Below are 12,269 nucleotides of genomic sequence, written 5' to 3'. Positions count from 1 at the left end.
TGTGGATCCCGTCGATATGCGCTACGCCGCACTGGTCGAGGCCGGATTCCCAGCGGAGGGGTTCTGCCTCACCTGGTGCGAGAACCGTGACATGGAGGAGGTTGCCCGCCGGTTCGGAGCGCATACGGGGGCCGGCCTGTGGGCCGGGCCCGAGGAGCTCGAGGAACTGGAGGAGGAGTACCGCGACGACGACCTGCTCCAACTGACTCCGGCAGGCGAATGGACGCTCACCTTCGAATCACCCGGTTTCCAGGGAGACAGGACGGAGGTACTGGAGGCGCTGTCGGCCAGCGGACGCGCCTTGAACGTCATCTGGCGTGGGGAGCGAGACAACCGCGTCACCTATGCCGTCGACGGTGACATCATCACGTCCTTCCGATTGATGGACCTCTCACAGCGATCGGGCGTCGTCCCGTCAGGGCTGGATGATCTGCTGGAGCACGTGGGGCTGAATGACGGGCTGCCGGCGTCGCCGCGCAAGGCGCGCATCCTGGCGCTGGCCGAGGCGATCAGCGGGCACCCTCTCACGCCCGAGTGGGTGTGGGCGCCCCGGTTCGCCGTCGTGATCAAAGAACCGATCCCGGACGCGCTCGTCCCCCACGCCTACCTGCATCCGCGGGAAACGTTCCTGGACGAGCCGGAGTTCGCGCGGATCCTGGCTGATCCGTCGCCCGCGATGGCTCCCGTCGTTACCAGACTGGTCGTCTCCACCGTCGCCGCCGCGATCGGCCTGCAGGACCACCCGTTGGTGCGGGAAACCGTACGGATGCTGGATCGAGACGAGGACTTCCACGGTGAGCGGCAATCGCTGCAGGCACGGCTGAACCTGGCCAGCGAGGAGGTCAGGAAGTCCTGGTTGCGGCAGCGCGGGTCCACGCCGGAAGCGGCGGAGGCGGCCGAACGGTTGGAACGGGTGGGCCACTCCCTCTACGCCCTCAGCAAGGCGCTGACAGCGTCTCCCGTGAACGCGGCGTACGCCGTCGCGGACGAGGCGTTCCGCGTGCCACGGCTGTCCAGGACGGAGGTCATGCGGCTGCTCGTACTGCGTAACGTCGCTGGCCGCATCCTCTCAGAGGGACCACGCCACTCCTGACCAGGGCAGCATCGCCGCGCGAGGTAACGACGCATTATTGGGGAGGATCCGACCACAAGCCCTGGGTAGCCGTGAAGAGTTCTGGAGGTGTTCGCCTACTCCGACTTCATGAAAGCTGTACGGCCCAGCTCCATGACTTCTCTTCTAGTGGCTGTCGCAACACCCCAGATGAGGGGATGCGATGGACTTCGAGATCCGGGAGGACCGGGAACGCACTCGGGGCCGCAGGGCTCTTTCCCGTGAGCGGGCGGCATACTTGCGGCTCGTGCAGCAGGGCTTGAGCAACAAGGAGGCATGCCGAATCGTCGGCTTCAACCCCCGGTCCGGACGGCGATGGCGCAACGGACGCAATCCGACCGGCAAGCACGTGGGGACGCGACCGAGCACATCGGCGGCGCCCCCAGACGTGCGTGGCCGCTACCTGAACGAGACCGAGCGGATCCACATCGCCGACCGGGTGCGAGAAAGGGCGTCAATTCGGGAGATCGCGCGCGAGCTCGGCCGCGCGCCCTCCACCATCAGCCAGGAGATCCGCCGCAACCGCCACCGCGGCAACGGTCAGTACCGACCGCACGCGGCCCAGGCCCGAGCCGATGCGCGCCGGCCGCGCCCCAAGCCCAGCAAGATCGGGCTTCTGCGACCCGGCCAGCCCATGACAGCGCGGCTCCAACGAAAACGCCAACGGCCTGCTACGCCAGTACTTCCCCAAGGGCACCGACCTGTCCGTCAACACCCGCGACCGGCTCGACGCCGTTGCCGCCGAGCTGAACTCCTGACCTCGCAAGACGCTCGACTGGGACACCCCGGCGGAACGCCTTGCAGAGCTCCTGGCGACCTGCGCCTGACCTAGAGGGTGTCTCTGTGAGCAGTCGATCGGCCTCTCCGAAGGCCGACGGCGTCGTGTCATGGAAACTTGTCGGCATGGATAGCTTCGCGGACCGACTCGACGGCGCATGGCGGTGGCGGTCCGCCGCCATGGAAAAATCGCAGGAGTGGCGCTGGGTTCGCAGCGCCTTGGAACAGCAGGTGATGGAGGACATCAAGGCCGCCACCAACGCCCTGCATGGTGGACGGATGGCCCCATTCACCGAGGACTCGTGGCATGTGCGTATCGGGCGGATCGCCAATTGGGCCGGCGTCCTCCGGTTGGCTGCCCGGGCAGGTGGATGGGAACTTCAACCTGTCGTCGGGCACAGCCCGACGCACTCCGCGGGCATGGCCGAACTGCTGTCCGGTATCTATGCGGTCGGCGAGCAGGGCGAGACGTGGATGAAGGAGTTCCTAGCCGGCGGGCTACCACCGGCAAATGCTGTGGCCAAGGCCGAAGGCTTCCTGACCGGGCCGGGGTCCATCGAAGATCTTGAGCTGTTCTTCTACGACTGAACCCCACCCTGCCTTCGTCAGCGTCGCGTCCAGATGAAGGGTTTCCGTATTCCCCGCAACTCGGGGAATACGGAAAACCAGTCGGCTCGCTATGCTGGCCGTCGCCAGTAATAGATCAACGTGTTGCGACGACCCCTCGAACGCGCCTGATTTGGAACCGGGCCCTTCGTCCTGGCGGAGATGAGAGGACTCCTGACCCCTTCGATGGGAAGCCACTTAGCAATGATCGCCAACTGCGGGGATAGAGCCCGTGACCTGAACCGGGAGTCTCCAAAAGTCCGTGAACGTCCGAAGGCGTGCGCCGCGATCTCACTCAGTGTGTCCCTCAGGAATCCGACTCAACTCTCAGGCATACGGCACGATGACGGCCTTGTCGCGCTCGCTACCGCCGCTGCGCCTCAGCGTGGTGAAATGCGATCTCAAATAAACTACGCCTGTCGTCACCCCCAATCCACTAGCTCAACTGTGACGGCCTCGATAATCTGGCGCAAATCATCCATGACGCGGAAAACAGCGGAGACTATGTAATGTTGTTCAACCGCAGGCGAGCAAACTCAATAGCCAGACATTTACTTGCAGCCATACTGGCCACAACCACGCTATCCGCCTGCACAGCATTGCTCCCCGAGACCTCAGAGGTTGATCCTGCAGCCGTAAACAATGCTCGCAAGATTGGCACAGTAGTGCTACACGCCAAGTCGGAATATACCTGGGAGAACAGTACGCAGATCGACGAGATCCTGCTCATGGACGTCGGGGCATCAGACTCCAAGGAGGCAGCGACAGAAGCACGCGCGCGCCTGATCCGGCAAGGATGGACCGAGCTCGGCGCTGACCTCGTAGAATCGCGAAAATGGAAACACATAATCGTGTCGTTCGATTCCTTGGATGGACTAGAAGCATATGGCACTCGCTTGCAGGCCGAGATAGAGGATGCCGTCCAGGAAGCTTCAATGGAAGCCGGAAAACTTGTGATTGTTGACCTGGCTCCGATGGAGTAGAACTAGTCCGACGATTATTCAAGCCATCAGGCTGGCGGAGTCTCCGCCGCCAGCATTTGCCCTTGATCACCTCGTCCGCCGTCGACTCACCACGTAGCGGCAGCGAGCCGGGGAAAGAGTGTCGAGCTCGGCTTCGCGTGTCATTCGCCGGTCACCGTTTCTCGATCATGCGTTGCCCTGCGGTCAGAGCCGGGCTTGATACGGAGGAGCCGGTCTGCTGGGCTTGCCTGAGTCGATGGTGTGCGAGGTGATCAGCCCCCAGCCGCCCATCAACGTCTAGGGCCGTGTGGCGATCACCTCGGTGCCGGAGCGCTCCCGCCGGAGGCGCTTTTACAAGGTCCAGTGGGGACTATTCAGGGCCCCGAGCGTGGGCCACGGGCGTACGGTTACCCCCAGGTCGCCTCTTCCTCCCACTGGTTCGGCTACGCCTCGGGCACCCTTGTGCACCTTTTGAGGGGGCAAGCGGACGATAACACGTCGTGCGAGGCTGGCTCTGGCCCTGTTGAGCCTCGGGCTGCAGTGCGTCCGTTGTGGCGGCGGGGTGGCCGGGCGGGACCAGCCCGGAGAGGCCGCACGCCCGCCCGGACCACCCGCCGGGCGGCGGCTTGAACCCGTGTAGAAGGTTGCATCCACTCAAGATCAGACGGCCATTGAGCGTTCGTCTCTATCCAGCCCCGAGAGGCACCTTCGTGCGGGTGGTCCAGCGATAGAGCCACTCGGGATCAAGAACCCGGTTCTGCACGATCAGCGCGACCTGCTCGACGTTCACACTGACCGGCTCGGCTTCGACCGCGCTCAGGGCGTCGATGTACGGCCTGGCCGGCCCTGCTGTGTTGATGTAGGTCAGGCTGACGTGCGGGTGAAAGCCCTTGGCTTGCTCAGCTGCCGTGGGCGCATTCCCCAGCACCTCGGCGATGCCGCTCCTGATCTCGCCCCACATCCCATGCAGCGGCCCTGCGGGGGTCGGAGTCAGCACAACTCCCTCGTCCAGCAAGGTCGGCCGGTGGAAGACCAGCTCAACGGGAGCCAGCCCGCCCAGACGGACCCCTACGGCCTCGGTGATCTGGTCAAGCTGCTCCTCGGGCACCTCGTCAACGAACCCGACCGCTTGCACGGTGAGATGTAGCCATCGCGCGGGTACTGGGTTGTGCTCCTCGATCCTTGCGAGGGCCGCCTGGTAGCGCTCGGCGAGCTGACGCAGTTGTGGCGCGTGCTCGAAGGTCAGGTGCCAGGTGTAGACCAGGCGCCCCGGTCGCCACCCTTCCCGAGGCCACCAGTGCGAGCGCACCTCGTCGGTGTCATGCATGCTCATTGAACCGCCTCAGATCTGTGAGGGAACGTCGGGAGCTTGCTCGTCCTGCTCGATGTTGTACTCGTCGATGATCGTGACGCGGTCGGCGGCCAGATGGGTTCCGACACCACCAGGATGGTCTTGTCCACGGCACCCGTGCATGACCTGGCTGCCCTGCGGCAGGCCGAGCGTGGCGGCCTTCTCGAGGTGACGCTGCGGGCGATCCACTGGTCTCGGGCGGGGTGGTGTTCCCTTTTCCGCGAGATCACTATCAGACCGCCTGGAGAAGGTGCGTCTGCTCCATGATCTACCTGCCGCTCTATCCGAGCGGATCGATGGCGCGGTTGGCTGGTTGCAGTCTGCCGGATGAAGCACAACAGAATCCCCGTGATCGTCTACGGCAGTCCGGCTGTCCTAACTCGGTTGGACGAACCGCACTCACCTCAACAGCTAACCACCGTTACCCCTTCGGCGGATGCCGGAAATGATCGATGTCCGGCCGACAAGATCTTCAGGTGGCCCGATAAGTCAACGGGAAACGTGTGGGCGAAGCCCACGCCCAAATCAAGCGCCCGGAGCGAAGCGGAGGCCCTTCAGGGGTCGCGGCTACGGCGCGACTGGAAACAACGCCTGAGCCCTCAGGCGCGAAGCGCTCCCAAAGGCGAAGCCCTTTGTAGCCAGGGTGGGCGGCAACTCGCCAACCACCGAATCGGGTAACGGGCGGGCCCAGAAAAGAGCGTCCGGAGCGAAGCGAAGGCCCTTTAGGGGTCGCGGCTACGGCGCGAACGCCTGAAGCCCTTGAGCGCGAAGCGCCCCGATGAAGTCCTTTGGGGAGAGTGGAGCTATGGGGATTCGAACCCCAGACCTCCTCCATGCCATGGAGGCGCGCTACCAACTGCGCCATAGCCCCTTGAACCGTCCCCAAGTGTATCCGACTCCCAGCCTCAGGCAGCCGCCCCAAGCAGCTGGGCCGCCTCCCGAAGAAGCGGCCCAGCCGGAAAATGCCTGGTCAACGGCTACCCCACCGAGCGGGCCTTGTCGATGAGTCCTGCCAGCTCAGTCACCATCGGGTCCTCCGCCGCCTCCGCCAGGCGCTTGGCCTGCTCCCCCAGTGTCGGCAGGGTCAGCCCGAACGCCTCCCGGTCCCGCATGTACACCGCGAAAGCCGCCGCCACCACGTCCACCTGCAGCCGCACCGGCGCCTTCTCCCATACCGACTCCGTCAGCGCCCCCACGTCCACCGACTTGCTCGTCTCGGCGGGGTTCCTGGTGTCGGGGTTCTGCCAGCGTACGGTCGCCTGGGCCAGTTGTCCCGTCGCGCCTGACTTGAGGCGTACCGCGTAGAGAGCCGTGACCGAGTGGCCTGGGCCGATCTCGCCGCCGTCCCGGTTGTCGTCGCGGAACTCCTCGGTGGACAGCGCGCGGTTCTCGTACCCGATGAGCTGGTAGCCCTCCACCACCGAGGGGTTGAAGACCACCTGCGCCTTGGCGTCGCGCGCCCGCAGCTCGATCGTGGCCGGGAGCTGCGAGGCGAAGACCTTGTCCGCGTCCTCCTGCGTGCTGACGTAGACGGCGGCGCCGTCGCCGTTGTCCGCCAGCTGTTCCATCAGCTGGTCGCCGTAGTCGCGGCCGACGCCGACGGTCAGCAGGGTGACCTGCCGGCCCGCGTACTCCTTGACCCGGTCCAGGATGGAACGCCACTCGGTGCTGCCCTGGTTGGCCAGGCCGTCGGAGAGCAGGATGACCCGGTTGGTGGCCGCGGGGCGGAATGCCTTGGCCGCCTGCTCATAGCCGGTGACCAGCCCGGCCTCCAGGTTGGTGCTGCCGGCCACGGCCAGCTGGTCGACCGCCGCGTGCAGCTCGGTACGAGCGGCCAGCGGCGTCATCGAGGCCAGTACCGTGGCCTCGTCGCTGAAGGAGACGATCGACACCTGGTCGCCCGGCGCGAGCTGGTCGATCAGCGTGTGCAGGGACTGCTTCACCAGGTCGAGGCGGCCGGGCTCGGCCATCGACCCCGACACGTCGATCACGAAGGTGAGGTTGGCGGGGCGCCGCGCCGCCGCGTCGGAGGCGCGCGTCTGCAGGCCGACGCGCAGGACGGCCTGGTTGCGTGAGGGCATCATGGCGCCGTCGACGTGCACGGTGAACCCGTCGTCCCGCGGCTGCGCGTAGTCCTGCCGGAACGCGTTGACGAACTCCTCCGGCCGGATCTGTCCCGGTTCGGGCCAGCGTCCTTCCTGGAGGGTACGGCGGGCATAGGTGTACGAAGCCGTGTCCACGTCCAAGGCGAACGTCGAGATCTGCTCCGCCGACGTGTCCTTCTGCTGCTCGGGTGCGGACGCGCTCGCCCGAGCCTCGGGCTTGGCATCCGCGGGAAGTTCGGGCCTGGACGAAGCCGACGGCGCGGCCCTGGACGAAGCGGGCGCCCGAAGGCCGGAGTCTCCCTTGTTCCCCCCGGGACCGCCGCCGCAAGCGGCCAGTGCCAGGAGTCCAGCAATTCCGACGCTGATCGCCAAAGGACGAAATTTCATCGCAACCACCTCCGGCCGTATGACGGCTCCCGGAAATGGCCTGGCCGGGCCGGTGACGCAAGCGAGCGCAAACCGCGATCAACACGTGATCCGGTCAGCCGACCAGCGCCGCCTCCTCCACCCGGATGCGAATCGTCAGCAACACCCCGTTCACCAGCGTGAACGCCAGCGCGGTGAGCCAGGCGGTGTGGACGAGCGGCAGGGCCGCCCCCTCCGTGACCACGGCCACGTAGTTCGGATGACGCAGCCACCTGTACGGCCCGGCGCCGACCAGCGGCATCCCTGGCACCACGACGACGCGGGTGTTCCACTGCCTGCCCAGGGTGGCGATGCACGACCAGCGCAGCCCCTGGGCCAGCAGGACGATCGCGAGCATCGGCCAGCCGAGCGCCGGGATGAAGGGCCGGTCGAGCAGCCACACCTCGGCCGGGCAGGCCAGCAGGAGTCCGGTATGGGCCAGGACGATCCAGGGATAGTGCCGCCGGCCGTACTCGATGCCGCCCTTCGACCTGGCCCAGGCCAGGTTGCGGCGGGCCACGGCCAGCTCGGCCAGCCGCTCGACGACGACCAGCCCGATCAGCAGCGTGTACGGACTCACCAGCCCGATCAGGCTCGTGTAAGGAGTCAAAGAGGTCACCAGTGCAGCAGGAGCAGCTCGGCCGAGAAGCCGGGCCCGAGAGCGAGCAGCACGGCCGGCTGGCCCGGACGGCCGCGCGTCTCCTGCAGGACGTGCAGTACCGAGACCGACGACATGTTCCCGTGCTCGCGCAGTGACCGCCACGTGACCTCCAGAGCCGCCGGATCCAGGCCCAGCCGCTCCACGATCTTGTCGATCACCTTCGGTCCGCCGGGGTGGCAGATCCAGGTGCCGACCTGTTCGGGGGTGAGTCCGTTATCGGCGAGGAAGCCCTTGATGTCGCCCGCGAGCACCTTCTCCACGAAGGTGGTGAGTTCGGCGTCCAGCACGAGGTGAAAGCCCCGCTCGCTCACCTGCCAGCCCATGAGGTGCTCCGTGCCCGAGTACAGCCTGCTGCGCGTGGCCACCACCTCCGGCCCCTGGCCGCGTCCCACCGCGACCACGGCCGCCGCGCCGTCGCCGAACAGGCCGCTGGCGACCAGGTTCGCGATGGAGGTGTCGTCGCGCTGAGTGGTCAGCGAGCACATCTCGACGCAGACCAGCGCCGCCACCTGTTCGGGCCAGCCGCGCAGGTAGTCGTTCAGGCGCGACAGGCCCGAGGCTCCCGCCGCGCAGCCCAGCCCGAACACCGGCACCCGCTTGACGTCCGGCCGCAGCCCCACGCGCTGGATCAGCCGCGCGTCCAGGGACGGCGTGGCGAGGCCGGTGGTCGAGCAGAACACCAGGTGATCCACCCGCCGCGGCGATACGCCCGCCTTGTCCAGCGCACCACGGAGTGCCCGTTCGCTCAGGTCGAGCGCGATCTCAAGGTAGATGTCGTTGGCGCGGCCGAACGAGTCCAGCTTGGCGTAGTCGTCCAGGGGGAGGGCCAGGTTCCGGCTCTGGACGCCGGTGGCTGCGTGGAAGCGTTCGAGCTGGTCGAGGTCGGCTTCGGTCAGCCGGGAGAATGCCTCGGTGATCTCCGCCTGCGCGTAGCGGTAATCGGGCAAAACAGTCTGTACCCCCGAAATATGCATGTATCTCTTCTGCCGCGGAGAGGGGTCGGCTAACCTGCGGCCGCACGCATGCCCGTACGCGCCGGGCTTCTGAGCCGTTCGAGCCGGAGTACGCCGGCCGAAAGCCACGGACTTCAGCAAGCCAGCCAGAAGCCACAGCCCTCAGCAGGCGAGCCGCCACAGAGACGTCACCTCGGCGGCCCGCGCCGCCCTCAGCGGGTCGGTGTCGTCGGACGCGCGCCGGTGACGCGGCCGAGCGTCGAGCCGCCCCATGACCCGCACGCCCGCGCCGTCGAACGCCGCCATCAGGTCGGCACGGGGCCGCAGGCCAAGATGCTCGGCCAGGTCCGACAGCACCAGCCACCCTTCGCCGCCCGGCTCCAGATGCTCGGCCAGGCCGTCGAGGAAGCCCTGGAGCATGCCCCCACCGGGGTCGTACACCGCCCGGTCGAGCGGCGACGATGGCTCGGCGGGCAGCCAGGGCGGGTTGCACACGACGAGCGACGCGCGCCCCGGCGGGAACAGGTCGGCCGCCACCACCTCGACCCGATCGGCCAGCCCCAGCCGGGCCATGTTGTCGCGGGCGCAGACCACCGCGCGCCGGTCGAGATCGGTGGCCACGACCCGCTCGACGCCCCGCCTGGCCAGCACCGCGGCCAGAACTCCGGTGCCCGTGCCGAGGTCGAAGGCCAGCCGCTTGCCGGGCAGCGGCGCCTGGGCCACCAGATCAATGTATTCACCACGGATCGGGGAGAACACCCCGTAATGCGGATGGATCCGGGCACCCAGCGCCGGGACCTCGACGCCCTTCTTGCGCCATTCGTGCGCGCCGATCAGCCCGAGCAGCTCGCGCAACGACCCCACGTACGGACCCTCCGCCGGCCCGTAGACCTCCTCGCACGCCTGCCGTACGTCGGGAGCGCGGGTGAGCGGAATGACGTGGCCTTCGTCGTACGGGATGAGCAGCAGGCCGAGCGTCCGCGCCCGCCGGCCCTGGGCCTGGCGGTAGCGGTCGAACGTGGCGCCGGGCTCGGCCGGCTCGCACCGGCGGCCCATCGCCTGGAGCAACTGCCGGGCGTTCTGGAAGTCGCCGCGCCACAGCAGGGCGGTGCCCTCGCGAGCCAGGCGGTAGGCGGTGTCGGCCTTCATCCGGTCGTCGGCGATCACCACCCGAGCCGGTGGCGGCGCCTCCAGTGCGGACCGCCACACTGCCGAACACTCTTCGCCCGCCTCAGTCCATGTGATCATCAGGCTCAGACCGTTTCACGGACGACCGTCCCGTGGCCAACCCTTTTAGCAGCAGCCCGGCCACGAGAGCGCGCAGCCCCTCGCCGTAGGTGTCGCGCGCGGTGAGCTCCTCCCACCGCCCGCCCACCGCCGCGAGGCGCGGCAACGCCTCGGCGTCGAGCGCGGCGAACACCTGCCGCCGGTACGTCGGCCCGCCCTCCTCCCGCCTGCGCAGCGCCGCCGCCCGCGCGGTGATCTCCCCCGCCGTGTAGTGCCAGATGATCCGGTACGCGGCCACGGCCCGCTCCAGCGACAGCCCGGCGCGTACGGCCGCATCGATGATCATCTCCGGATACCACAAGGCGTTGACCGAGAGCAGGTCGTCCGCCCTGAGGACGTCCACGATCCACGGGACGCCCACCAGCGCGTCGTGCATGGCGATGGCCGCCGCGGCCATCCGCTCGTCCGGCTCGTCCGGGAGCTCGGGCCGGGGCATCCCCGCCGCGTAGTCGTCGAGCAGCAGCAGGAGGAGTTCCTCCTTGTCGTGCACGTGGTGGTAGAGGGCCATGGGCGTGGTGCCGACCTCACGGGCCAGCCTGCGCATCGTCAGGCTCTCCGTCCCTTCGGCCTCGATGAGCCGGTGGGCGGCGGACACGATGTCCGCCCGGGAGATCTTGGGCGGCCGTCCAGTACGTGCGGGCATCCTGTCATGCTACTTTCTCTACGCGTATAAAAACTCTCCAGGAGGTGGTGTGACATGAGCGAAGAACGACTCATCGCCATGGGTGACGAGCTGGTGAAGCTACACGACGGCTTCCGGCGAGAGCTCGCGGCGCTGCGGCGGGCACCCGGCTCGCGGCCCGAGCTGCGGGAGCACTGCCTGACGTTCTGCGACGCGCTGCACGCCCATCACACCGGCGAGGACGGCGTCCTGTTCCCGCACCTGGCGGGCGCGCATCCCGAGCTGGTGGAGGTGCTGGCCCGGCTGCGCGCCGAGCACGAGGTGGTGGCGCGGCTGCTCGCGCGGATCCGCGAGCTCCCCGACGAGGGCGACGTCGGTGCCGAGCTCGATCAGCTGTCCCGCGAACTCGAGGCGCACCTCGACTACGAGGAGGAGCAGTTGGTACCGCTGCTCAACGCGATGACCGACTTCCCCGAAGGGCTCTGACCGACGCCGGGCCGGTTACGGGCGGGTCGTGTGCCGGGGGCCAGGGTCGAGGACGGCGTAGGCGTCGTGGACCCACTCCGTGAGCACCGGCCGCGTCCGCGCCGGATCGATGATGTCCTCGACCAGGAACGCCTCCGCCGTCCTGAACGGTGACCTGACCGCCTCCAGCCGCTCGGCGATCTCCGCCTTCAGCGTCTCCGCCTCCGGGCCCGCCTCGGCGAGCAGCCGTTTGAAGGCCACCTCCAGCCCACCCTCGATCGGCAGCGAGCCCCAGTCACCCGACGGCCAGGCGACCCGCAGGCCGTACCTGTCGTGGGACCGGTGCGCGGCGCCCGCGACGCCGAAGACGCGGCGGACCAGCACGGACGCCCACGGGATGGTCGACTGGTAGACGGCGGCCAGCGCGCGGGCGCCGTGCCTGATGGTGCCGGCCCGCTCGGCGGCGCTGCCGATCACGAAGCCGGGCTGGTCCACGAGGTGGACGACCGGCAGGTGGAACGTCTCGGCCAGGTCCACGAACCTGGCCGTCTTGTCCGCGCCCTGCGCCGTCATGCCGCCGCCGTAGACGCGCGGGTCGTCGCCCGCCACGACCACCCGCCGCCCGGCGACCACGGCCCTGCCGATGATCACGTTCGACGGGGTGACGCTCTCCAGCCCGTCCTCCCCGTACACGGCCTGGCCGGTGAGCGCGCCGACCTCGCGCCAGCTGTCGGTGAGGGCGGCGAGACGTTCGCGGATCGTCAGCCGCCCGGTCGCGTGCTGGCGGGCGACCCGCTCCTCGCCTCCCATGCGCTCGGCCAGCCGCTCGCGGCGTTCCAGTTCGGCGAGTTCGGGGTCCCACACGGCGTTCGTCCCTTCACCGGCTGATCGGTAACGATCCTTGAACCATAGGACGATTGTCATAGCGAGGTCAGGATGGATGGCACCTCCCGTCGCGCCCGGT

General features: G+C 68.0%; 12 protein-coding genes, 1 tRNA gene and 2 pseudogenes. 6 read left to right on the top strand and 9 right to left on the bottom strand.

Features of this window, described 5'->3' with window-relative positions; translation table 11 throughout:
• The first annotated feature begins 1 nt into the window (after position 1).
• The 5 genes and pseudogenes from ACIBO2_RS35735 to ACIBO2_RS35715 all read left to right on the top strand — a co-directional run bounded on the left by ACIBO2_RS35735 (position 2) and on the right by ACIBO2_RS35715 (position 3,477).
• Entirely contained in the window at positions 2–1,093 is a 1,092-nt protein-coding gene (locus tag ACIBO2_RS35735) for a DUF6461 domain-containing protein (protein ID WP_397302706.1), read from the top strand.
• Between the two features lie 181 nt (positions 1,094–1,274).
• A pseudogene (locus ACIBO2_RS35730) lies at positions 1,275–1,592 on the top strand (helix-turn-helix domain-containing protein); the annotation flags it as partial.
• A gap of 133 nt (positions 1,593–1,725) precedes the next feature.
• Positions 1,726–1,938: pseudogene (locus tag ACIBO2_RS35725) on the top strand (transposase); the annotation flags it as partial.
• A gap of 16 nt (positions 1,939–1,954) precedes the next feature.
• Positions 1,955–2,476, top strand: coding sequence for a hypothetical protein (locus ACIBO2_RS35720; protein WP_397302703.1), 522 nt, complete (start codon positions 1,955–1,957; stop codon positions 2,474–2,476).
• A 527-nt stretch (positions 2,477–3,003) separates the two neighbouring features.
• Complete coding sequence (locus tag ACIBO2_RS35715) at positions 3,004–3,477, top strand: hypothetical protein (protein WP_397302701.1); 474 nt, start codon at positions 3,004–3,006, stop codon at positions 3,475–3,477.
• A 664-nt stretch (positions 3,478–4,141) separates the two neighbouring features.
• Here the strand turns inward: ACIBO2_RS35715 and ACIBO2_RS35710 are convergent.
• The 8 genes from ACIBO2_RS35710 to ACIBO2_RS35675 form a co-directional block, all read right to left on the bottom strand.
• A complete protein-coding gene (locus ACIBO2_RS35710; protein ID WP_397302698.1) occupies positions 4,142–4,789 on the bottom strand; it encodes a 2'-5' RNA ligase family protein in 648 nt (215 codons plus the stop codon).
• A 9-nt stretch (positions 4,790–4,798) separates the two neighbouring features.
• Positions 4,799–4,996: a hypothetical protein gene (locus ACIBO2_RS35705; RefSeq protein ID WP_358555169.1), complete on the bottom strand. Its 198-nt coding sequence runs from the start codon at positions 4,994–4,996 to the stop codon at positions 4,799–4,801.
• Between the two features lie 609 nt (positions 4,997–5,605).
• Positions 5,606–5,678: transfer RNA gene (locus tag ACIBO2_RS35700), tRNA-Ala, on the bottom strand.
• A gap of 106 nt (positions 5,679–5,784) precedes the next feature.
• Positions 5,785–7,299, bottom strand: coding sequence for a von Willebrand factor type A domain-containing protein (locus ACIBO2_RS35695; RefSeq protein WP_358555166.1), 1,515 nt, complete (start codon positions 7,297–7,299; stop codon positions 5,785–5,787).
• Positions 7,300–7,393: 94 nt separating this feature from the next.
• Positions 7,394–7,927: an isoprenylcysteine carboxyl methyltransferase family protein gene (locus tag ACIBO2_RS35690; RefSeq protein ID WP_397302695.1), complete on the bottom strand. Its 534-nt coding sequence runs from the start codon at positions 7,925–7,927 to the stop codon at positions 7,394–7,396.
• A gap of 5 nt (positions 7,928–7,932) precedes the next feature.
• Positions 7,933–8,925, bottom strand: a complete 993-nt coding sequence (locus ACIBO2_RS35685) for a type III polyketide synthase (RefSeq protein ID WP_397302692.1) — start codon at positions 8,923–8,925, stop codon at positions 7,933–7,935.
• Between the two features lie 168 nt (positions 8,926–9,093).
• Entirely contained in the window at positions 9,094–10,140 is a 1,047-nt protein-coding gene (locus ACIBO2_RS35680; protein ID WP_397302690.1) for a methyltransferase, read from the bottom strand.
• Between the two features lie 22 nt (positions 10,141–10,162).
• Positions 10,163–10,861, bottom strand: a complete 699-nt coding sequence (locus ACIBO2_RS35675) for a helix-turn-helix domain-containing protein (protein WP_358555155.1) — start codon at positions 10,859–10,861, stop codon at positions 10,163–10,165.
• A 54-nt stretch (positions 10,862–10,915) separates the two neighbouring features.
• On the opposite strand from ACIBO2_RS35675, the gene ACIBO2_RS35670 reads away from it, so the two are divergent.
• Positions 10,916–11,326: a hemerythrin domain-containing protein gene (locus ACIBO2_RS35670; protein ID WP_358555152.1), complete on the top strand. Its 411-nt coding sequence runs from the start codon at positions 10,916–10,918 to the stop codon at positions 11,324–11,326.
• 15 nt (positions 11,327–11,341) lie between these two features.
• Here ACIBO2_RS35670 and ACIBO2_RS35665 read toward each other — a convergent pair whose 3' ends face one another.
• Positions 11,342–12,229, bottom strand: a complete 888-nt coding sequence (locus ACIBO2_RS35665; protein ID WP_397302686.1) for a carboxyl transferase domain-containing protein — start codon at positions 12,227–12,229, stop codon at positions 11,342–11,344.
• Positions 12,230–12,269 lie beyond the last annotated feature (40 nt).

The sequence above is a fragment of the Nonomuraea sp. NPDC050022 genome, from assembly GCF_044460705.1.
Taxonomy (GTDB): domain Bacteria; phylum Actinomycetota; class Actinomycetes; order Streptosporangiales; family Streptosporangiaceae; genus Nonomuraea.
Note: the sequence above shows the minus strand (reverse complement) of the source record. Positions and strands in the feature narration are given on the sequence as shown.

What these genes read in the sequence shown, in the direction of transcription:
- ACIBO2_RS35670 (WP_358555152.1), top strand. Translation starts at nt 10,916, where the DNA reads ATGAGCGAAGAACGACTCATCGCCATGGGTGACGAGCTGGTGAAGCTA.
- ACIBO2_RS35665 (WP_397302686.1), bottom strand. Translation starts at nt 12,229, where the DNA reads ATGACAATCGTCCTATGGTTCAAGGATCGTTACCGATCAGCCGGTGAA.
- ACIBO2_RS35715 (WP_397302701.1), top strand. Translation starts at nt 3,004, where the DNA reads ATGTTGTTCAACCGCAGGCGAGCAAACTCAATAGCCAGACATTTACTT.
- ACIBO2_RS35695 (WP_358555166.1), bottom strand. Translation starts at nt 7,299, where the DNA reads ATGAAATTTCGTCCTTTGGCGATCAGCGTCGGAATTGCTGGACTCCTG.
- ACIBO2_RS35675 (WP_358555155.1), bottom strand. Translation starts at nt 10,861, where the DNA reads ATGCCCGCACGTACTGGACGGCCGCCCAAGATCTCCCGGGCGGACATC.
- ACIBO2_RS35710 (WP_397302698.1), bottom strand. Translation starts at nt 4,789, where the DNA reads ATGAGCATGCATGACACCGACGAGGTGCGCTCGCACTGGTGGCCTCGG.